At 49.8% G+C, this 20,858-nt stretch carries 16 protein-coding genes; 5 read left to right on the top strand and 11 right to left on the bottom strand.

From position 1 onward, the window contains the following. The first annotated feature begins 1 nt into the window (after position 1). The gene (locus tag GWC94_RS04480; RefSeq protein ID WP_161833829.1) at positions 2 to 1,063 is read left to right on the top strand and encodes an adenylate/guanylate cyclase domain-containing protein; all 1,062 of its coding nucleotides are present in this window, start codon (positions 2 to 4) and stop codon (positions 1,061 to 1,063) included. A 78-nt stretch (positions 1,064 to 1,141) separates the two neighbouring features. Beyond that, entirely contained in the window at positions 1,142 to 2,128 is a 987-nt protein-coding gene (locus GWC94_RS04475; RefSeq protein ID WP_161833828.1) for a phosphatase PAP2 family protein, read from the top strand. 34 nt (positions 2,129 to 2,162) lie between these two features. Here the strand turns inward: GWC94_RS04475 and tamL are convergent, their stop codons facing one another. Both tamL and GWC94_RS04465 read right to left on the bottom strand, forming a co-directional pair. Beyond that, entirely contained in the window at positions 2,163 to 4,430 is a 2,268-nt protein-coding gene (gene tamL, locus GWC94_RS04470; RefSeq protein ID WP_161833827.1) for a translocation and assembly module lipoprotein TamL, read from the bottom strand. Between the two features lie 5 nt (positions 4,431 to 4,435). After that, complete coding sequence (locus GWC94_RS04465) at positions 4,436 to 9,376, bottom strand: translocation/assembly module TamB domain-containing protein (protein ID WP_161833826.1); 4,941 nt, start codon at positions 9,374 to 9,376, stop codon at positions 4,436 to 4,438. Between the two features lie 185 nt (positions 9,377 to 9,561). On the opposite strand from GWC94_RS04465, the gene GWC94_RS04460 reads away from it, so the two are divergent. Then, positions 9,562 to 10,074: a hypothetical protein gene (locus GWC94_RS04460; protein ID WP_161833825.1), complete on the top strand. Its 513-nt coding sequence runs from the start codon at positions 9,562 to 9,564 to the stop codon at positions 10,072 to 10,074. A gap of 89 nt (positions 10,075 to 10,163) precedes the next feature. On the opposite strand, the gene GWC94_RS04455 is transcribed toward GWC94_RS04460, so the two are convergent. From GWC94_RS04455 to rpoN, 3 genes are all read right to left on the bottom strand, one after another. Next, positions 10,164 to 11,606 carry a hybrid sensor histidine kinase/response regulator gene (locus tag GWC94_RS04455; RefSeq protein ID WP_161833824.1) on the bottom strand — a complete coding sequence of 481 codons (1,443 nt, stop codon included), beginning with the start codon at positions 11,604 to 11,606 and terminating at the stop codon, positions 10,164 to 10,166. Between the two features lie 113 nt (positions 11,607 to 11,719). After that, on the bottom strand, positions 11,720 to 13,276 hold the full coding sequence (locus tag GWC94_RS04450; RefSeq protein ID WP_161833823.1) for a sigma-54-dependent transcriptional regulator: 1,557 nt from the start codon (positions 13,274 to 13,276) through the stop codon (positions 11,720 to 11,722). 47 nt (positions 13,277 to 13,323) lie between these two features. Beyond that, positions 13,324 to 14,751, bottom strand: a complete 1,428-nt coding sequence (rpoN, locus tag GWC94_RS04445) for an RNA polymerase factor sigma-54 (protein WP_161833822.1) — start codon at positions 14,749 to 14,751, stop codon at positions 13,324 to 13,326. Between the two features lie 256 nt (positions 14,752 to 15,007). Here rpoN and GWC94_RS04440 point away from each other — a divergent pair, with 256 nt between their 5' ends. After that, a complete protein-coding gene (locus tag GWC94_RS04440; RefSeq protein ID WP_161833821.1) occupies positions 15,008 to 16,336 on the top strand; it encodes a sensor histidine kinase in 1,329 nt (442 codons plus the stop codon). Here the strand turns inward: GWC94_RS04440 and GWC94_RS04435 are convergent. Then, positions 16,311 to 16,640, bottom strand: a complete 330-nt coding sequence (locus GWC94_RS04435; RefSeq protein ID WP_161833820.1) for a hypothetical protein — start codon at positions 16,638 to 16,640, stop codon at positions 16,311 to 16,313. The genes GWC94_RS04440 and GWC94_RS04435 overlap by 26 nt on opposite strands. A gap of 292 nt (positions 16,641 to 16,932) precedes the next feature. On the opposite strand from GWC94_RS04435, the gene GWC94_RS04430 reads away from it, so the two are divergent. Beyond that, positions 16,933 to 17,097 (top strand): DUF1328 family protein, encoded by a 165-nt coding sequence (locus GWC94_RS04430; RefSeq protein ID WP_161833819.1) that lies wholly within the window; start codon positions 16,933 to 16,935, stop codon positions 17,095 to 17,097. Between the two features lie 175 nt (positions 17,098 to 17,272). Here the strand turns inward: GWC94_RS04430 and GWC94_RS04425 are convergent, their stop codons facing one another. The 5 genes from GWC94_RS04425 to GWC94_RS04405 form a co-directional block, all read right to left on the bottom strand. Next, the gene (locus GWC94_RS04425; RefSeq protein WP_161833818.1) at positions 17,273 to 18,760 is read right to left on the bottom strand and encodes an OmpA family protein; all 1,488 of its coding nucleotides are present in this window, start codon (positions 18,758 to 18,760) and stop codon (positions 17,273 to 17,275) included. A gap of 104 nt (positions 18,761 to 18,864) precedes the next feature. Continuing rightward, the gene (locus tag GWC94_RS04420) at positions 18,865 to 19,533 is read right to left on the bottom strand and encodes an OmpA family protein (RefSeq protein WP_161833817.1); all 669 of its coding nucleotides are present in this window, start codon (positions 19,531 to 19,533) and stop codon (positions 18,865 to 18,867) included. 201 nt (positions 19,534 to 19,734) lie between these two features. Beyond that, positions 19,735 to 20,127, bottom strand: a complete 393-nt coding sequence (locus GWC94_RS04415) for a hypothetical protein (RefSeq protein WP_161833816.1) — start codon at positions 20,125 to 20,127, stop codon at positions 19,735 to 19,737. Continuing rightward, the gene (locus GWC94_RS04410) at positions 20,120 to 20,470 is read right to left on the bottom strand and encodes a phage holin family protein (protein WP_161833815.1); all 351 of its coding nucleotides are present in this window, start codon (positions 20,468 to 20,470) and stop codon (positions 20,120 to 20,122) included. Before GWC94_RS04410 ends, GWC94_RS04415 begins: the two co-directional genes overlap by 8 nt. Positions 20,471 to 20,523: 53 nt before the next feature. Continuing rightward, positions 20,524 to 20,793, bottom strand: a complete 270-nt coding sequence (locus GWC94_RS04405) for a YtxH domain-containing protein (RefSeq protein WP_161833814.1) — start codon at positions 20,791 to 20,793, stop codon at positions 20,524 to 20,526. Positions 20,794 to 20,858: the final 65 nt, after the last annotated feature.

Raw genomic sequence — 20,858 nt, 5'->3', positions numbered from 1 at the left:
CATGCCTGGCACCCAGAAACTGAGCGTTTTAAAAAAGTACCGTTTTCGGGTGGTGCTGTTCGTTGCCATATTCTGGACCACGGTGGATATGATCGTAGTGCTGCTGTTCAACAGTCACCCTGCAGACAGACCAGCCGGCAATATGATACTGCGCGAATGCATCGTATTCCTGATGAGCGCCATCATGGGTTACCTGCTGGTGTTTGTGCTGCGCAGGATGTTCCGGAACCATTATCTCTGGATATCGCTGCTGCTGAAAAGCATTACACTGATCGCCGCAGCATTTCTGATGAACACACTGCTGTATACCATCAGTTCCATACAGTCTTCCGTTCCGCTGCAGAACTCCTTTCGGAATTTCTTTTACGAAGTGGAACACATAGGCCTGCTTGTGCAGAAACTCTCTTACTGGCTGATCCTGATCCTGATTACACAGCTGATCATCGAGATCAATGAAAAATATTCGCCGGGGGTGTTTCTCGATATCCTGATGGGGAAATATGTAACCCCTAAAACAGAGAACCGGATCGTTGCCTTTATCGACCTGAACGATTCAACCAGCATTGCCGAAAAACTCGGTCATACGCAGTACTTCCGCTTTATCCGTGAATTCATTTACCAGATATCCAACGCGCTGATCGAATACGGGGGCAGGATCTACCAGTATGTGGGCGATGAGATCGTGGTTTCCTGGACCTACAGTCCCAAAAACATACGACGCTGTATGCGGTCTGTCATCGAAGCCAGGAAAAATATCCAGAAAGTAAGTCTTGTCTTCAAACGCGATTTTGACTGTATCCCCGAATTCAGGGTGGGTATTCATGTGGGCGAGGTAACGGTGGGTGAAATAGGCGTGATCAAAAAAGATATTGCCATGAGCGGCGATACGATGAATACCACCGCCAGGATACGAAGCGCCTGCAGCGAACTGAATAAAAAATTCATCGTATCAAAGGATTTTATCGAAAAAAGCAAGCTGGAGGATTTCCAGGCGGAAAGCCTGGGCCCGGTGGAATTAAAAGGAAAACGTAAGGAAATAGAGCTGTTCCATCTGAAAATATAGGTGCCGGTTTTTTAACAAAAAAGCGGCCATTCCGGAAGGAATTTTGCTATCGTAAACTGTTCAATTGTTGTGTGTACCATGAGAATATCAACCATTCTGATCGGGGCCGTATTGCTCTGTTCCGCTGTTGGCGCCCATGCGCAGCAGCCCGATACGCTGCTCAAAAAACTGGACAGCCTTCGTGGAAAAGGAGATACCGCCAAACAGGTCAACCAGACGGATAAGTCGCTTTATACCGAGGAGACAAAGATCACGCTGCCGGCCTATTTTATCTTGCTGGGCAGTAATATGAAGCAGTCCTTTACCAAGCCATTCCATATGAAAAAAAAGGACTGGTTCAATATGGCGGGATTCATAGGACTCGAGGCTGCGTTGAGTTTTGCCGATAAGCCCATACAACGAAATGCGCTTGATCTTCGCGATAAGAACAAAACCGTACGGGAAGTGAGTGATTATATCACGCGGTTCGGCGGACTATATGAAGTGTATACCCTGATGGGGCTCGCGGCCACCAGTTATATCACCAAAAACCGGAAGCTGCGATCCACTACCCTGCTTGCCTCGCAATCGTACCTGACGGCAGGCGCCGTACAGCTTGCCACCAAATTTCTTTCGGGGCGGCAGCGGCCAACCTATATCGACAGGGGTACACTGCAGCCGGAGCCCTCGTTCCAGGGACCCTTCTACAAATCGGAAGACGCCAACGGGTATAAGACCAACAGCTCTTTTCCCTCAGGACATACGACCGGCGCATTTGCCGCAGCCACGGTTTTTTCTATGGAGTACAAGGGCAAGAAACTGGTTCCCTATATCAGCTATACGATCGCCACACTGATAGGCCTGAGCAGGATCACCGAGAACAAACACTGGTTTACGGATATCCTTGCCGGCGCTGCCCTGGGTTACCTTACCGGTCAGCAGGTAGTGAACAACTACCACCGGTATGCCCGGATTAAAAACGGGGAAGCCAACGGACTTGCGCCAAAGAAAAAAAACCAGCTTTCTTTCACGATCGACTATTCATCGGGTGTTGTGCAGCCCGGCCTGGTTTACCGTATCAACTAAACAACCCATCGGTACCAGAGCCTGTACCGGTTAATCAGAAGGGATAACCGATCGCGATATTGTATACGATATTCCTGAACGAATTACCGAAATCCCATTCCTGGCCACGCGGCCGGTAAGGCACCCGCAGTGGCAGACCCAGGTCGAGACGTATGATCAGGAAACTGAGGTCCACCCGTGCACCAAGACCGGCGTCTACGGCAAGGTCATTCAGGAACTGCGCGGTAAATTTGGCATCGTTGCCATAGAGGATCGCATCGCGTGTCCATACATTGCCTGCATCCACGAATACGGCGCCTTTCAGCTTGCCGAACACCGGAAACCGCAGTTCCGTATTCAGTTCCAGTTTGTAATCGCCGCCCACCTGTGGGTAATACAGTTGCTGCTGCGGTGTGGTTTTAACCCTGCCCGGCCCCAGCTGTCTTACCTGGAATCCCCGCAAACTGTTGGCACCACCTATGATGAACTGTTTCACAAAGGGCAGGAACAGTGAATTTCCATAGGGGAACCCTGCGCCTACAACCACCCTGTTCACCCAGCGCGATTCTTTGCCGAACCGGATGCTGTAATGCATGTCCGCATCCATTTTCACATACTGTGCGTAATAAGCGCCCAGGAATTTTCCTGTATATGGCTGCTTTGCTTTGTTGAGAGCACCGAGGATATTGCCCGCGGCATCGATATTGGCCCTGAGGTAAAAATTTCTCGGCGCGTTGATGTTACGGGTTGTGTAGGTGTATGTATAAAATGAGCCCATGATCAGTTCCGGCAGGTTGCTGATCTTCAGACCGGGGATCTGGTCGATCAGGGTTTTGTATTCAGGACTGAACGCGCTGGTAATGGTATGCGTAATACTGACCGGCGCAAACAGGTGCTGTTTGTTATTGGCTTCTCTCCAGGCCAGATCGTACTGAAAACGGAAATAGTTCTTGGTATACAATGCCTGTTTGCGCATCCACTCATACCCCAGCGAGAAACTGGTCTTGGGAGGAAACGCAAAACTGTCGCGCACCCTGAACGGTGTCACAAACCTGGGCAATACCAGCGAAAACTCGGTGCCCAGCCTGAAATTATTGTTGCGCCGCAGTGAATCCGTTCCGGCGCTCTCGAATGAGCCGTAAAATTTTACCAGCAGCTGCTCCGCACCTTTGAAGGCGTTCCGGTTTTTCCAGGTAACACTTGCCTGGGCGCCGGTAAAGGAATTGGTTTTGGTAAAAGCACCCACCTCGGCCTGGATGGTTTTCTTTGGCAGCGGCGTGAGGTAATAATACACATCGAGCCATCTTGGCAACAGCGTATCGCCGTTCACCTCATAACGGTTTTTTACAAACTTGAACACACCCGTGTTGATAAACCTGTTCAGCGTACGGTTCTGCTGCCGCAGGTTATACAGTGAGTTGGGTTTATAGGTAACCGAACGGGTAAGCGTTGCATCGTTCAGGTACCTTACCGTATCACGGATATGAATACCGTTAACGATGCGCATACCGCTGCGCGCCGTATCGGGTGGCGGAAAGATCAGGGAATAATTCGGGAACAGCGTAATGCTGCTTATACGCTGGGGCATCACCGCGGCAACCGGCACATCGTCTTTCAGCTTAAAATGCACGTTAACGGTATTATCCCGGTTGGTGCTGTCAATCCAGGCCTTGATATGATCGGGTGAAAAATAATAATACCCCCTGTTCTTCAGCATACCATCCACACGCGTTCTTTCGGCTTTGACATTGTCCAGATCAAACTGCTGACCCGGTTTGATCAGTACATTCCTGTCGGGTATGCGGCTGATATCCCGGCCTATCTCAGACAAGGTGTCGATGATCCAGTCCACGCCCCGTACAAAATAGGGCATGCCCAGTTTGACGCGGTAGTTGGCATACATCTTATATCCTTTCACCGATGTATCGCCCTGCGCGCGCGAATTGAAATATCCTTTATTGATCAGGTAATTGGTAAAATTCTCTGCATTGGCTTTTGTATCCGCCGCCGTATTCAGCACCGGTTCCTGCCCTATTCGGTAACGAAGCCAGTAACGAAACCCCGATTCCTTATGCGGCTCACCGAACAGGTACCAGAGCCATACGCGGTACGGAAATCCAAAGATCGCCGTATTGGGCTTGGGAATGCTGATTGCCGTCAGTTGTTTACGGATGGTACGCACACGCGTTCTGTTCAATGAATCCTTTTGTATATCGAATTTTGCACCGCGGTAGAGCTGCGTACCCGGCGGCAGGTGTTTCTGTATACTGCAGGATGCAGCAAACAACAGCAGCAATAAACCGGTATATCGGATCGGCTTCAAGTGATTTATTTATTTTTTTTCTTTCTTAAAAGTTCCCTGAACCTGTTATAATCCATCACCAGGCTGAATGCAACGCCTGTTTCTACAAAATAGCCGTCGAGGATGGCTTCGTACTGGTTACGCTGGTAAGCTTTCAGCATATACCGTCCGTCCCGCGACAGTTTGTAGGTGGTGGTGATATCGGGAATGTATTGTTGCCCCGCACTCTGCTGCCCCCTGGTGGCAGGATCCTGTCCTTCCACGGTAAAACTTTTGCCCACGGTTACATTGATCCTGTCGTTGAGAAAGCGTTTGGAAAAAGCTACGTTCAGGTCGGTGCGCTCTGCAGCGGTGGCATAGTCCTGCTGTGTGGCCAGGTCTACGTTAACATCCACCCCCTTGATCAGGTTGGATGCCACCTGGTTCACTGCCTCGGTCAGAAAACGGCTTACGCTTTCCTTTACCACTTCGTCTGCGCCATAACCGCTGCTGCCGCCTATATTGCGAAAGAAATCCGTGCTCTGTTCGCCGATAAACCTGCCCATCAGTAACAGACCGAATACCTGTTTGTTCATCGAAGAAGGATCGTTGCGCATCTGCGCCAGTTTGTTATCGATGGTATTCGCAAATGTATAGTTCAGTCCCGCCGTATTCTCCTTGATCTTGATATCGAAATTCAGCTGCGGGGCGGACAGCTGCCCGGTTATATGCAGCAGTACCTGAAACGGCACACGCTGGCGGTAGAGTTTGCTGTCGATCCCGCTGTTATCCGTCACTTCGTTGTTCACCAGGTCAAAAGGCGATGCATCGATATCGTAAACAGCGGTGATATCGGCCTGCGCATTCATGGGATCGCCCGAGAACAGCAGCGTACTGCCTTCCTGCAGATCGAATTTGCGGCGCAGGAACTGGTAGTTCATCTGGTAATAACCCCTCGACAGGTTATAGGCGCCCGTTAGCGATATGGCGCCGTTGGGACTGACACCGGCGCTTAACTCACCTGCACCCTTTACCTGCAGTTCGTCTCTTGTGAGCGGATCGATAATGAGGTTGAACTGCGCATCCTTGCTGATATTGATGTTGAGGTTATAGCTCAATACCCCGTACCTGGTCCTGTCGCGCTGCAGTACCGGTGTCACGAAATCTGTTTTCACCGTATCCATATCCACAAACTGCATAATATTCTCCCGTTCCTTAGCGGTGGCGATGATCGGGGTTTTTACAAAAGTGATATTGGAACCGTCTTTCAGTGCAACGCTTCCCACCACTTCGGGTGCGGTAACAGGCCCTGTGATCCGGGTGTCCATATCCACGATGGCCTTGCCATACAGTTGTCTGTTGGCCGCGGCGGTGCTGCTCATGGCAATAAAATCCTTGGTCTGTACAGTGAGGTTGGTCACTGCCGTTCTGCCGGGATCCTGTCTGACCGTACCATTGATCACAAGCGCATGATTCATCGAATCCCTGGCCGCGAACCCGTTGAAACTGATCAGCGGCGATGCCAGTTCGATGGTCTGACCGTCTACCAGCAGGGCCGTACCAAACTGCGCAACCCTGGTATGCACGGAATCAAAACGCAGGCTGCCGCGCCACTGGGGACTTGCTATGCTGCCGCTGATCGTTAGCGGTCCCGAAACCGTGCCGCCTGAATTTTTCAGCGCACCTGCGGTAAAGGGTTCGATGGTTTTGAACGTGATCGGGTTCAGGTTCAGTTGTGCATTCACCTGCTGCTGGTCGTAAGTTCCGCTCATGGCTACATTATTGCCATAGCCCGTCAGCGACCCGGTGACATTCACCGCCTGTTCGCTCGTGGTATGGGCGGTAAGATCGATCCTGCCGATGGGTATGGACTGGTAATGCAGACTGTCCACACGCAATGTTCCATCGAGCGTGGGTATTTTTTTATCGAGATCCGACACCTTTACCGTGGCATTCAGTTGTCCTTCTATCAGCATCGAATCGGTATTGAAAAGCGAGGTGATATTCTGCAGGGCAAACCGGTCGATCTTTACATCCATCGGCGCGTTCGGGGCAGGCCCGTTGCTGTTGATGGCCACCTGTTCGGAACCTTTACTGATCGCCAGCTGCGATACATTGATTCCGTTTTTTCCAACGCTGATCGTATTACCGTTATTTACCTGCCAGCTGGCATAATTGAGTTTTACTTTGTCCGTTACCTGCAGCCGGTACTGTCCGGTATCGCCACTGCCGGTAACGCCAAGCGCAAAACGTTCGGTACCGTCCTTGTCCGCAGAAGAAAGGGCCGCACTGAACCGGTTGTTCCGCAGCCCGCCGGTTGCAGCCGTGGTATATAACAGCACGGACCCGGCCTTTACGGTATCTGCCAGGGCAGTAAAATGCAGCGAGTCGCCATTGCCGCGGGCGTTCACGCGGAGATTGGCCAGCGTACTGCCATTGTAGTTGATGCCCGGCGCAGATACATCCACATAATGGGAAGTATCTGTTCGATGATCGTCGATACGCGCGCGCATCACAATATTTTTATCGAAAAACAAACCCGGTATCAGCACCGCATACAATGGATCGGGTTTGATATTGGCAGCCAGGTCCAGTTCGTACCCGGTCAACGGCCTGCTCACGGACTGTCCCATGTATTGCGCCGTTACCTGCTGCAGCACCGATGCCAGCTGCAGGTAATTGTACTTGCCTTTCAGAACGGCATCAAGGGGCGCAGAATTGACGGTGATATGGGTAAGCCCGCTGTCACGGTATCCTTTTGCGATCAGGCTGTCCATCCTGAAAACACGCTCACCCTGGCGTATGGCTACGCTGTCCATACGGATAAATGCATCGAGTGCATTAGGATCCAGGCTGGGAACAGCAAAGACCGTTTTGGCGGCCAGCGAGAGGGAATCCTTGTACAAACCCAGCGCATAGGGATTGGCGTGGATGATATCGAGTTTCCCTTTGCCGGAAGGATACTGTCCGTTGAGCGCTATATCCGCATCAAAATTCGTCTGCAGCAGCGGATCGCCTGTGCGGCCCCTGAGGGTGTACCTGCCCCTGGTTCCCGATATATTTACATGCAGATCGGTATAGTTATGATCCATTATACGGAACGAAGCCAGGTCGGCTCCGCCCTGTATATCGAGGGTTTTATACGTTGTTCCCGAACCCCTGGCCATGATGGTTCCATTCAATTTGCCGAACAGGGAATCACGCCTGATCCATTTTCCGGTCTCCAAATCTTTGGCAAGCAGGGTAAGGTTATAAGAAAGTTTGCGGGGCTGCCGGTAATTCCTGACCGTACCGCGTACGGTTGCCTGCCCGAAAGCGCTGCTGGCCCTGATATCCGTGGTAAGATCGTTCATACCGCCTTTTACCGTTCCGCTGGCCCGCAGCACGGGCGGCAGCTGCACCTGTTGTCTTGTTCTGGCATCGAGGAATCCCGCAACCAGGCTACCCGTTACCGTTAACTGATGGAGCTTTGCATCAAAACGCAAATTGTTCCCCGCATTGGCGTTGATGATGGTGCCTGAGGCATTCAACGATACATCTTTTCGGTTGGTGCCTGCCACCAGTCTGGATACCACCATCCGCCTGGCATTACCTGCCGCGTCCGCCGTCAGGTACAGGGTGCTGATACCCGAAAGCGCGGCACTGTACCGCCTGGCAATTCCGGGCGCAAGTAAAGCAAGGTCTTTTTTTGACAGAATATTATTGACGAAATGGATTTCATTTTTTACGGCCGATCTGTCGGCCGGCTGCAGACTAAAAGGATATACCAGCGCAGACCCCGATACGTAGGAATACGGGGTCTTTGCCATCAGATGATCCACCGCCATGACCGAATCGGTGATGGAAACATTTCCATGCAGGCTGTCGAGTACAAATCCGCTTTTCTCTCTTCCGGATAAAAACGAAATACCTGCATTCATTTTTTTCCCGGTATAATCAATGCTGTTGGCATACGCTATCAGGTTCTTTACCTTGATATGATGCGGATCGAGCCCCGTTTTCCGGGGTTGTCTGATATCGTTGTAGACGAGGTTGGAATTAACAACCTCCACTTCTCCCAGGTGAAACACGCCCAGCGAGTCGTTCACAACGGCGCCTGTCAGCGTGTCTACGCGCAGTTTGGTATTTTCAAAAGAAGGCCGGTCGACCAGAATATCCGAGTTCACCAGTCTGGCTTTACGCAGCATTACGCTGCCATAGCTGAACAGCTGAAAACCGGATAACTGCAGGTCCTTTACCACATCATCGGTATGGATACCGGCATTTGCGTCGCTGTAGATAAACCGTGTCCGTTCAATATGTGCATCGCCGAGGCCTATCTGGGGCAAGGCAATGTTCATACTGCGTTCCGTGTTCTGGGAGGGCGTGGCTTTCATATCGAAATAAACGTCAGACATCGATGCCCGGTTAACCGAAAAATGCATCCGGGTAATATCCAGGCTGTCTATGAACATATGCAGGTTACCGATCCGCGTGGTCATGGCAACGCCGTTAAAGGGATCGATCCACCGGAGCCCGGATTGAAAAACATGGATTTCATCGAGGGAAAAATTCAGTGTGCCCGGTGTATGGGCGGTATCGGCAGACTTGGAAGTAAATGCATCCAGGAGAAACTGGTAGTTGAAAGTGGTGTCACCTGGTTTTCGGATGGCGTCCACATAAACCCGCTGCAGATCTACCTTATTGATCTCGTACCTGCCGCCCAGCACTTTCAGCAGGTTGATATCGACCCGGATCTGTTCGCCCGACAAAACGGTATCGCCCAGCTGGTTCTGAATGGTAACACCGTTCATCTGTATCCATTTCGGCAAACGGTAGTTGATGGATGCAATGCGGAAATGGCCGCCGGTCTTCTGCGTAAGATAAGATTCGAGTTTGCCCCGCACCAGGTTCTTGACAAAGGAAGTATGGATAAGCAACAAAAAAAGCATAATGAGCAGAACTATCCCGATAACGATGTTCCTGATCCATTTGGCTGGTTTTCTCATACTCTTTTGTTATACACTACAGTGTCAAAAACATACCACCCCTTTGCAGCGCTCCCGGGTGTAGGGTGCTCCCGGGTGCAGGGTTTTACACCGTGATTTGTGCAATTAATTCCCCATTCATTTCTAAAAAATCAATGCCGGCAAGAGGGTACGGGATTTTATTCTATACCAGCAAAAGCGAGTGTATGAATACGAATAACCAGTTGGAATTTATCACCAGCAAAATAGAGGAACTGGGCACGGCGGTTTTACATAGCCACGCGAATAGCGTACTCAATATAAAATCTACCATCATCAAAACCCGTCAGGTTGACGAGAATGGGAATATATGGTTTACGATAAGCCGCCCATTGCAGGAGATCACCCAGTTTGAAAAACAATTTCCTGTAGGACTGAATTATTATAAAAAAGGCTCCGGCTTTTGTATGAATGTGTTCGGCATTGCACGCATCATCAGCGACCCGGAGGAACTGATCTGTGCCGATCTGAACAACCATATCAAAAATGAAATGGATTCGGACCAGATACTGCTTTGCGTAAAAATTCTGAACGCCAATTACTACGAGGCGGATGCCGCCAAAAACACCAGCTGGCTTACCAAATGCAAAAATGCATTGTTAGGCATCTTCAGCTTTGATGAAGACGACAATTACTATTGGAATCTGCGGATTTCGGATGGCGACAAGAATTTTGCGTAGACAGCAATACCAGTGTGTGGTTTCTTTTTATATAGGTTTTGGGTTTTAAATGAAGAAGCGGGGAACCATGTGTTCCCCGCTTTCCTTTATCAGTTCAACTGAAAAACGAGGCGGAAAGTGGTGCCATGATCAAGTTCCGAATCCACCTCGATATCTGCATTATGGGCCCTTAGAATGGTCAGCGTGGTGGCAAGCCCCAGTCCCATACCGTTGCGTTTGGAGGTGAAATAAGGTTCAAACAGGCGGCTTTTGTTTTCCGGGCTGATGCCAATGCCGTTATCGCTGATCTGCAGCAGTACGTGTTTGCTTCGCGACTGCAGTGAGATATCGATCACACCCGTACCGTCTTTTACCGCTTCAATCGCGTTGATCACAATATTCAGTATCGCCATCACCAGCTTGGAAGCGTCTGCCTTCATGGTGGCTGCCTGTTCGTTGGATTCGTAGCGTATGGTGATATTGCGCAGCATAGCCCGGTCGGCCACCGAATCTATCACCTGCCGCACCACTTCCTGCAGCGATACGGGTTGCAGATCCATATCCGATGGCCGCGAACTCTGCAGCAGCTCGGTGATCAGGTCGTTGATCCGTTTGCCATTGCGTTGTATGATCTCGAGATACAGTTTATCATCTTCGCCGCCCGACTGCTCAAGCAGGTTTTCAACAGAGAGATTGATATTGTTTAAGGGGTTGCGCACTTCATGCGCCAGTGTTCTGATAAACCTGCCTGAAGCCGCCAGTTTCTCGGCCTGAATGGTGGCGGCTTCGGCTTTTTTCAGGTTGGTGATATCGTGTATGATGCCCTGGATGTATTTTTCCTCGTTGCTCTCCAACTGATAGGAAGCAGATACCAGGCAGGTGCGCAGCGTACGTTTCTCGCTGAGCATTTCGATCTCGTAGTTCTCGATCTCTGTCTCTTTTTCCATCGTTTCCACAAAATGCGCACGCTGTGCCGGGTTGGGAATAAAATCGAGCAGCTTCTTCCCTATGATATCCTCCACCGACATTTCCAGTATTTCCGCCACCGCGGGGTTGATGTTAAAGACCGTGGTGTCGGCAGCCGCCAGGAATACGATATCCTTTGATTTTTCAAAAATGCTCCTGTATTTGCGTTCGCTTTCGCGCAGCCGCTGCAGGTTCTGTATCCGCTCCAGCGTATACCGGATCGTTCTTTCCAGTTTGTCAACATCCAGGTCGGCCTTGATCAGGTAATCGAAAGCGCCGGCCTTGGTTGCTTCAATATCGATCTCGTAATTGCCCCGCCCCGTCAGCAATATCACCGGCGTATTGCAGGTTCTGGCCTGAACATCACGGATCAGGTCGATACCGTTTTTGGCGCCCAGGCGGTAGTCGGAGAAGCAAAGCGTATAATGATGTCTGCACAGTTCCTCTATTGCTTCATCGTAACGATAGATCCATTTTACCTCGCATTTCCATGCACGCAGTTTTTTCAGGTATTCGTTGATGAGCATAAAATCATCCTCATCATCTTCTACCACCAGTATGCGCAGGGTATCGTTATTACCGTACATGCAAAGGGATTTTTGCGGTGCTTAACAGTATAAAAATAATCCCTGGCAGAATATGTGCATATTCTTACCAGGGAATTTCTTGGTTTTCCGGACAGCGGATTGCAAAACTGAGCCTATTGCTCATTGAACTCGTTGTATTGTTTCATCTTGTTGTACAGCGTTTTCCTGTCTACATTCAGCAGTTTGGCCGCCTTGCTCTTATTATAATTGGCTTTCTTCAGCGCCTGTACAATCATCTCGTATTCCGCGTCGATGCTTGCGGTCTTGTAAGCATGTTCGTTCACTTCCACCGGTTTCGATTTTACCATATGCGGCAGGGGCTCCTCTGCCGGCAGGGGCGCCTTGTATTCGGACGCTGCCGCGCGCACCGGTCTTTCCTCGAAACGCTGTTCCGGCTCCTGGTACATCTCATGCGAAACGCCTTCGTCGAACAGCAGCTTGTTATAATTCACCAGTTCAAAAGGCAGGGCGGTGACATCTATATACGAACCGTCGGCCAGCAGGGCGGAGCGTTTCACCACATTTTTCAGCTCCCGCAGGTTACCGGGCCAGGAGTAGGTTTTGAAAATATGCTCCACTTCCGGCTGAAAACCCTCCACATGCTTATCGAGTTCGCCATTGGTATGTTCGAGGAAGAAATGTGCAAAGGTCATGATATCGTTCCTTCTTTCGCGCAACGGCGGAACATTGATGGAGAACTCGTTGAAACGGTGGTACAGGTCTTCCCTGAACTTTCCTTTTTTTGTTGCCTCCCAGAGTTTTTCATTGCTGGCAACGATGATGCGTATATCCAGGTCAATGTCTTTATTACCGCCGATCCGGCGCATTTTCCGTTCCTGCACCACACGAAGCAGGGATACCTGCACATCATAGGGCAGGTTGGCGATCTCGTCGAGAAAAACCGTTCCGCCGTTGGCGAGTTCAAGACTGCCTATCTTCTGGTTGAGCGCGCCGGTAAACGATCCTTTTTCATGACCGAATAATTCGCTGCCCGCGAGCTCCTTTGACAGGGCGCCGCAGTCGATGGCGATAAAAGGCGCATTCTTGCGTTTGCTCCTTGCATGTATTTCCTGGGCGATCACTTCCTTGCCGCTGCCGCTTTCCCCGTAGATGATCACGCTGTAATTGGTAGGCGACACCAGGTCCATCTGCTTGAGTATATGCCGGAACTCTTTGCTGTCGCCGAAAATATATTTACCGGCAACCGATTTCCTCACCTTCTTGGCGGAGGCATCCGGCTGCACAGCCGCCGCTTTCTGTATGCTGTCGGCTTCTGCAATCGGTGCAGAGCCCTGCGGCGCCGCGGCCCTGCCGTCGTTGATCGCCTTGTTGATGGTGATCAGGATCTCCTGCGGGAACAGGGGCTTGGTTACATAATCGAAAGCGCCGTGCTTGATCACTTCCACCGCAACCTTGATATCGCTGTAGCCGGTGATGATGATCACCGGTATCTCTGCCGAGATGGACTTTATCTGCAATAAAAGGTCCTTTCCGTCTGTATCTTCCAGACGGAAATCGCATAAAATGACATCGGGAGCGAAATTCTGCACTTCTTCCAGACCCTTTTTTCCCGTGTGGGCAAACCTGACTTCGAAATGGTTCCTGACTAAAAAACGCTCCAGCAAACGACACATATCCAGATCGTCATCGATGATCAGTACTTTATTCATAAGCTTATCCAACATTGGTTATATCTAAAATAGCTATTTAGGATGATTCAGACCGTTTTTGCCCAAAGCCTTCGCATATCCCCTACCGGAATATTCATGATATCGCGGTATTTGGCAACCGTTCTGCGTGCGATCTTGATACCGTTCTGGTGCAATAAGGTCACGAGCTGCTGGTCGTTGTAAGGGTTCTCCTTGTCCTCCACATCGATGATCTCCTTCAGTTTGATCTGAACCACTTTGTTGCTCACGGAAGTGCCGTCCTCATTGATGATTCCTTCGGTAAACAGGTTCTTCAGCAATACATAGCCGAAAGGTGTATCGATGTATTTGTTACAGGTTACCCGCGAAATGGTGGAGATATCAAGTCCTACTTCATCGGCAATATTCTTCAGGATCATCGGTTTGATATTGGCCACATCGCCGCTGAGAAAATACTGTTTTTGTTTTTTGATGATCGCTTTCATGATACGCAGCATATTGTCTTCCCGCTGTTTGATGGCGTTAACAAACCAGATGGCGGAACTGAGTTTGCTTTTCAGGTACTGCAGGGTGGATTTTTCCTCGGAGGTTCTGCCCTCGCTGCTCTCCACAGAACTCATCAGCGATTCATTGATGTACAGGTTCTGTGAGCGCTGGCGGTACAGGTCCACCATCACATTTTCGCCCTCAACGGTAAGGATGAAATCGGGAATAATGGTTTCTTTCACCAGCCCCGCAGTTGCGGATTCATTGATCGGCTTCAGCTGCAATGTGCCGATCTTCTTCAGTATAATGGGAAGTTCTTCTTCGTCGATATCCAGCCCGTGGTAGATCTTTTCAAAATTCCGTTTCTGCAGTTCGTTGTAGAACCTGTCGATCAGCTGGAATGCTTTCTTCACAATGGGGCACTGTTTCTGGCGCAGCAGCTGTCCCAGCAGAAACTCACGGATATTCCTGGAACCAACGCCATAGGGTTCCAGTTCCTGTATGCGCAGCAGTACGCGTTCCACTACCGCCGGTTCTACAAATAACTTTTGTGAAAAGGAGATATCGTCGGCGATCTCTTCGAGGCCACGTTCCAGAAAACCGCTGTCTTCCAGGCAATCGATGATGTATTCTGCAACGATGGTCTCCTCCTCGGTCAACTGCAGGTTGATCAGCTGCTGCTTCAGTCCCGTGCGGAAATCCACGAAATCGCGCATGGGAATATTCATGTTGTTGCTGTGAATAAACGATTCGTTCTCGGTTTTATAATCGGCAATATCATCGTAGCCGTACTCGTCCCAGTCCTGGTAATCCTGCGGCTGGTCTTTGTCAACCGAATTGTTTTCAAGATGCTCTTCCTCGCTTACGGTTTCCAGCAAAGGATTCTCGTCAAGCTCGTCTTTGATACGTTGCTCAAGCTGTATGGTATTCAGGTGATAGATACCCAGCATCTGTATCTGCTGTGGCAGTATCTTGAATGTCTGCTTCTGTAATTGTGATTGCTGCAGCATAGTTAGTTCATTAAGATCATCAGATTAATTCCTCTCCCTTGATAAGGCAAGAAAGGCTCCAAAAAACGATTTTTACCCGGTTATTACACAACCTATTGATTATCAAATTTCTGAAACGATGCTCAGGAGCCGGGCAACTGGAATCAGTCAGCACACGTCAAAAAAACGGGGAAATATTTCCCCATTTCGGTGACGGTTTTTGGCGTAACATTGTCTTTTTCAATCCACTGTGAAAAACGGATTTTTATATATCGCCATGGCGTTGTCATTGGTGGTACTGGTATGGCTTGGGCGTATCTATCTTTTACAGAACCGCCTGCAGCTACAGTACACCATGGACGTAGACCGCACGTACCGCGTGATCATTACCCTGCGGAACCTGGAGCAATTGCTGGCGGATGCGGAGACAAGCCAGCGGGGTTACCTGCTCACCCGCAACGATCATTTCAAAACACCGTATGCCGCCGCCATTCCCAGGATAGATTCGGTGATGGAACACCTGAAAACGATCATCGCCGACAACCCCAAGCAACGTGTGTATTTAAAGCTGCTCGAACCAGCGGTGAAGCAGCGCGAGGCCATGATGCAGCAGAACATGAGCGAGCGGAATGAAAAAGGTCTTCGCGACCAGCTGCGCGCCGGTAAACTGGTAATGGATAAGATCCGTCTGTATGTAAGCACCATGGAGCAGGAAGAGTATGCGCTGCTGAGTTACCGCGACAAGGAAAAGAACCGCTACCAGGATCTCAATATTTCCTTTCTCAAATATGCATTTTCTTTTGCCGGATTTATTTTCATCTGTTCCATCGCACTGATCATACGCGAGCTGAGGATGCGCATACGCACCCAGAAAATGCTGGAGAAAACGGTGTTCGAACTCACGCGCAGCAATGAGGAACTGGAGCAGGTGAGCTTTGCGGCGTCACACGACCTGCAGGAACCGCTGCGCAAGATCCGCACCCTCAGTAACCTGCTGGCCACCAAATATGCAGCCAGCCTGCCCGGTGAAGAAAAGGATATCGTGGAGCGGATAGAACGCTCTTCAGAGCGCATGCACAGTCTGCTGAAGAACCTGATCGACTTCACCAACCTGGTAACCCACCCGGAGAAGATCGGTTCGGTTGACCTGGATAATGTTTTTATGGAAGTGTTCGTAAAAACAACCAGGGGAATGCGGGTTACGCTGAACAAAGATGTAAAGCTGCCCATCATACAGGGACACCGCCAGCAGGTGCTGCTGCTGTTCCTGCAACTGCTGTCGAATTCGATCAAATTCCGCAACCAGGATAAAGAACTGGAAATAGAAGTCACTTATAACCTGATGGAAACCGAGGGCACCCTGTTACAGAAAGGCAGACAGTACCACGAGATCACCATCAGGGATAACGGGATCGGATTTGATAATTCGTTCCGCGAAAAAATATTCATCATATTCCAGCGGCTGCACAATAAGGAGGAGTATGAAGGGCAGGGCATCGGGCTTACGATTGCCAGAAGGATCATGACCAACCACTACGGGTTTATCGAAGCCGCAGGTCATTCCGGCAAGGGCGCTTCGTTTACGCTCTATTTTCCTGTAAGCTGAGCATCTCCAGGGCGCATTCATCAAATGCGTTTGAAATGGCGTCCTCAAGCGTTCTGGCCCCGGTGGCTATGCGTATGATACGGCCGTCGTTCATCCGCACATCGAACAGCGCCGTCTTCAGGGATTTTTCGGCATCCTGCGATTCACCCAATTCGATGTTTGCGATTGTGCATACGCCGCCCCGGGCGCAGAGGTCCTCGAGTTTGGCGATGAATTTCTTCATCAGCGAAAAAAAAGCGCTTCCGCAAAGGGCTTCGTTTTCGACAGAAATTTTCAGCTTCAGTTCTTTTGTATTCCTATCCATAGCTGGCAGTTTACGAACGGAGATTCTTTTTAGACAACAGGTAGTACCTGATGGATTCTATATCCACATCCACGCCGGGAAAAAATACACAACCGCACAATATCCTGATAACACTATTCATTGCTCACGCTTTATTTCCGAATTGATTTACACCACACGGATAAAAGCCTATGCCAGACAGCGCATAAAAACAAACCGCCTTCGTGTAGAATTAATTGTACAATCACATCACGGCAATGGGTATGGTTTTTTCATTCATTGTATAAATATTGTTCATCTAAATTTCACAATTATGTTACGCTGGACCGTTATTTTTCTCGTAGTAGCCATTATTGCTGCCATTTTCGGCTTTGGCGGTATCGCTGCCAGTGCGGCCGGTATAGCCAAAGTATTGTTTTTCATTTTTATCATTCTTTTTATTCTCTCCCTGCTGTTCGGCAGAAGAACCGTAGACTAGCCACTGACCGTATTACAGCATAAAAAAACCTTCTTCGCAGAAGGTTTTTTTTATGCCCTGAGTATTACCTAACCCCTAAAACAACGCGTCGCAATGTCCATAAAAAAGGCCCGGTTTCAGTTGAAACCAGGCCTTACTGACTACCAATTACCACTTATGAGAGAATCTTCAAATACTATCCTTTCCTGAGGTTGGGATGCGGCGCAGGTACCATGGTAGGACCTGTTTCGGTAGTGCCTTGCAGGTCTACCGTATTGGCATCTCCATCCTGACCGTACTGGAACAGCAGCCTGCTCTCAGAGATACCCTGCTTTTCAGTGAGGTATTTGATCACGGCGTTTACGCGTTCCCAGCTCATTTGCTGTGCAGCCTTGCTGGATGCACCGTAGCCGATTACACGGATATTACAGTTCGGGTTTGCCTTGATGGTGGCTGCCGCACCGGCAAGTACAGACTCGGCGGCCCTGGTGAGCCTTGCGCTGTTCTTGCTGAACTGTACGCTTGGCAGGCTTCCGATGGTGCAGGCAGGTGTTGTTTCAATAGGACGCTGTGCCAGCATATCGCGGAGCTCTTTACAGCAGGCAGGTTCAGGACAGGTACCCACGCCGTCTGCGTTCACAGGGAAGCATTTCAGCGGTGTCAGGATCTCTTTATCCCTGCAATCAGGTACGCCATCACCATCTGTGTCTTTGGATACACCGTGCGTGTCAACAGGACATCCTTTCGGTGTATTGGGCTCCAGGTCAAACTGGTCTGTTACGCCGTCACCGTCGCTGTCAGGCAGTACCACTTTGGGCAGTTTCATGTGGCGGGGAACATTGAGTTCGCTGTAGATGTAATTGTACGGGTTAAGCCACCACAATGGTTCCACTCTTCTTGAAGCGTTACCCAGGTTGAAGTTCAGGCGAACGCTGCTGAATCCGTAAAAATCGTTGCTGTTCCCACCTCTCCATCCGTCGAGGAAATCATATCCATACACAGGGAAAGAGAATTTGTGCTCAAGACCGATATTGAAGCGGGGGCTTACTTTGAAAGCAATACCCAGGCCGGTGTTAAGCGTGTTGATCAGTCTCCAGGCATGGCTGTTGTTGATGTTTGCACCACCAAACGAGGTAATGATACCCGCCTGGCTGTTAGGCCAGCCGATTCCGTAGAATACATTGTAACCGCCCGGCTGTGCACCCGGCGCACCTTTGTACAATACGCGAACACCGTTCAGTCCCCAACCTGCCAGTAAGTATATATTGGTTTTGGGATTGCCACGGTAATGACTGGCTGCGTTCAGCGAGTAGATCGCATCCACGCTCAGTTGGTGCGTGTAGTTCTTGTAAGATACCTGGCCGATGGCAACACCGTAGGCAGAAGGATCGCCTGTGGGTAACAGACCGGTAAGCCCCATTCTGATAGACCATGTGTTGTTGATGGCTTTACGGAACGAAACAGAACCACCAAAACCTGCTTTACCTTTTACATCGCCTTCGATCTTAACAATGCCAAGACCGATGCCCAGTTCCCACATGTTGCGGGGCTTGGCCGGATAGATGTACTGGTTGTTCAGGAATTCCTGGTGCTGCGGCATGCTGGATGCGGGAATCTTGGATGTGTCGGCCCAGTCCCAGCCCCAGTTGGTTGTGGTTGTCTGCGCATGGATGGTTGCGACCATCAAAAGGCAAACAGAAAGTTGTATTAGCTTTTTAATGTTCATAACAGTTAATTTAATTTTTAAGAATGTTGATTTTGATGGTTAGATACTGTTTCATTGGTTTTTCATTTTGTATTTGAGGATTCTTGTTTTGCCTGTTCTTTCATGGTTTCATTGGCATAAATCGCAAACTCCACTCTTCTGTTCAATGCCCTTCCCGATTCAGTATCATTATCCGCTTTGGGCTGTGCCTCGCCGTACCAGGCTGTTTTGATGCGGTCTGTCTTTACCTTCTGCAGCGCCAGATAATTGCTCACTTCCTTTGCCCTTTTTTCGGAAAGTCCGAGGTTATACTCCGTGGAGCCGGTGTTATCGGTATGTCCCTCCACCCTTACATAGGTATCGGGATATTTGTTCAGCACGTCTGTCAGTTTTGCCAGGTTTTCTTTGGCCGCACTGTTCAGACCGGCACTGTTTGTTTCGAACAGAACGCCCGAATCAAATGTGACATTGATCCCCTCTCCCACGCGTTTCACATCGGCCCCGGGGATCTGCGCGATTTCCTTCGCCTGCTGATCCATTTTTTTTCCGATAAGTCCTCCCGCTACACCGCCTACTGCAGCGCCCAGGATGGCACCAAGAGCAGTATTGTTGTTGGCGGCTTTACCAATTCCGGCACCTACAGCGGCGCCGGCACCCGCACCGATCAGAATACCCTTCTGGGTTTTGCTCATATTCTTGCAAGCGCAGAACATGAACGCTGTGGTGCCGAGTATCAACATGAGTTTACGCATATATCTCTTCTTCTCTCAGATGAGTTTTACCAGATCATTTTGTTAAAAAAATGTGCCTGCAAAAAGCGGGCCGGTTTGTGGAAATAATTCCACAGGGGAAGGGAGGAAGGAATAATGAACAGAGGAACAAGGAACAGATGAATAAAGAATGATCTTGAGAAGGGGGAAGCCTTGAAACGCGGATTGGCGGTGGCGGGGGTATTATTCGTCTTCGGCGGTTTTTTTGCGGAAGGTTTTCCGGAACAGCCTGGCCAGTTTCTGCATCCATTCGGGATGTTCGCTCGCCTCGTGCGAAAGGAAATTTTTGACGAAGAAAGGCATCAGTATCCGGGTAACCCATCCGGCTTTTTTCAGCAGCAGGTTTTTCAGCAGCAGGTTCACGCCTACCTGCAGACCCGTGTTCAGCAGGGGGTTGGAACTGTCCCGGGTGGTCAGTTTCTCGATAAAATCCATGACTTTGGTTACCGGCTTCAGTTTGCGTTTGATATCGGAAAATTCTTCCCGCAACGCGGCTTCTTTTTCTGTAAGCTGGCTTTTCAGCCGTCGCTTTTCCAGCAGCAGGTCATCGTAAGTTTTGATAACGGGGTTATTCATAAATACTCCTTACGATCAGGTTTTTAATAAAGGGGAAGAACCATTTTTTGCGCGTCAGGAACAGGAGCAGGAAGACCAGTAAAAAGAAACCCGCCACGATCAGAAAACCGGCAGCGGTGTTCCCCAGCAGATCGGCCAGCCAGAAGGCAGCGGCAAGACCCAGGAACATGCAGATAAAAAAACCGAGTAATGCCGCGATCATGCTGAAAGAAGCCACCGCAGATATTTCGGTCGTTTTCAGGTTGATGTTCACCACGGCCAGTTTCAGATAGGTCTCTACATATTCGGTGGCCAGTTCAACTATGTTCTTGTCGTCGTCTCCAGGGCGCTCTTTGGTTTCCATACAGGTTTATTTAAGCAAAGGTGAACCAGCCGATCCACCTTTGCAAATGTTTTTCACGCAACTGATTCCTTGATGTTTTCACCGCGTTTCATCGCGTCGTTGATAAGCCCGTCAGCCTGCTTGGTCACGGCGGTAGCCATATCGTCCAGTTTTTCCTTGCCATAAGAAACCAGGTCGCCGATGCGTGAGGCCAGATCGCCCGCTTTTTCGCCAATTTTCTTCCTGATCTCTGAGCCCTTGTCCGGAGCGAGTAACATACCGATGGCTACACCGGCTGCCGCTGCCCCCAGCAGACCCAGGATGATTTTGCCAGAGTTTTGCATACAGTCATTTTTAAGTTTTATTAAATGTTTTTATCTCTAATTTTAAAAAACCATTCCCCTATTTC

Origin of the sequence: Sediminibacterium soli (genome assembly GCF_009939225.1) — a bacterium.
Lineage (GTDB): Bacteria > Bacteroidota > Bacteroidia > Chitinophagales > Chitinophagaceae > Sediminibacterium > Sediminibacterium soli.
Note: the sequence above shows the minus strand (reverse complement) of the source record. Positions and strands in the feature narration are given on the sequence as shown.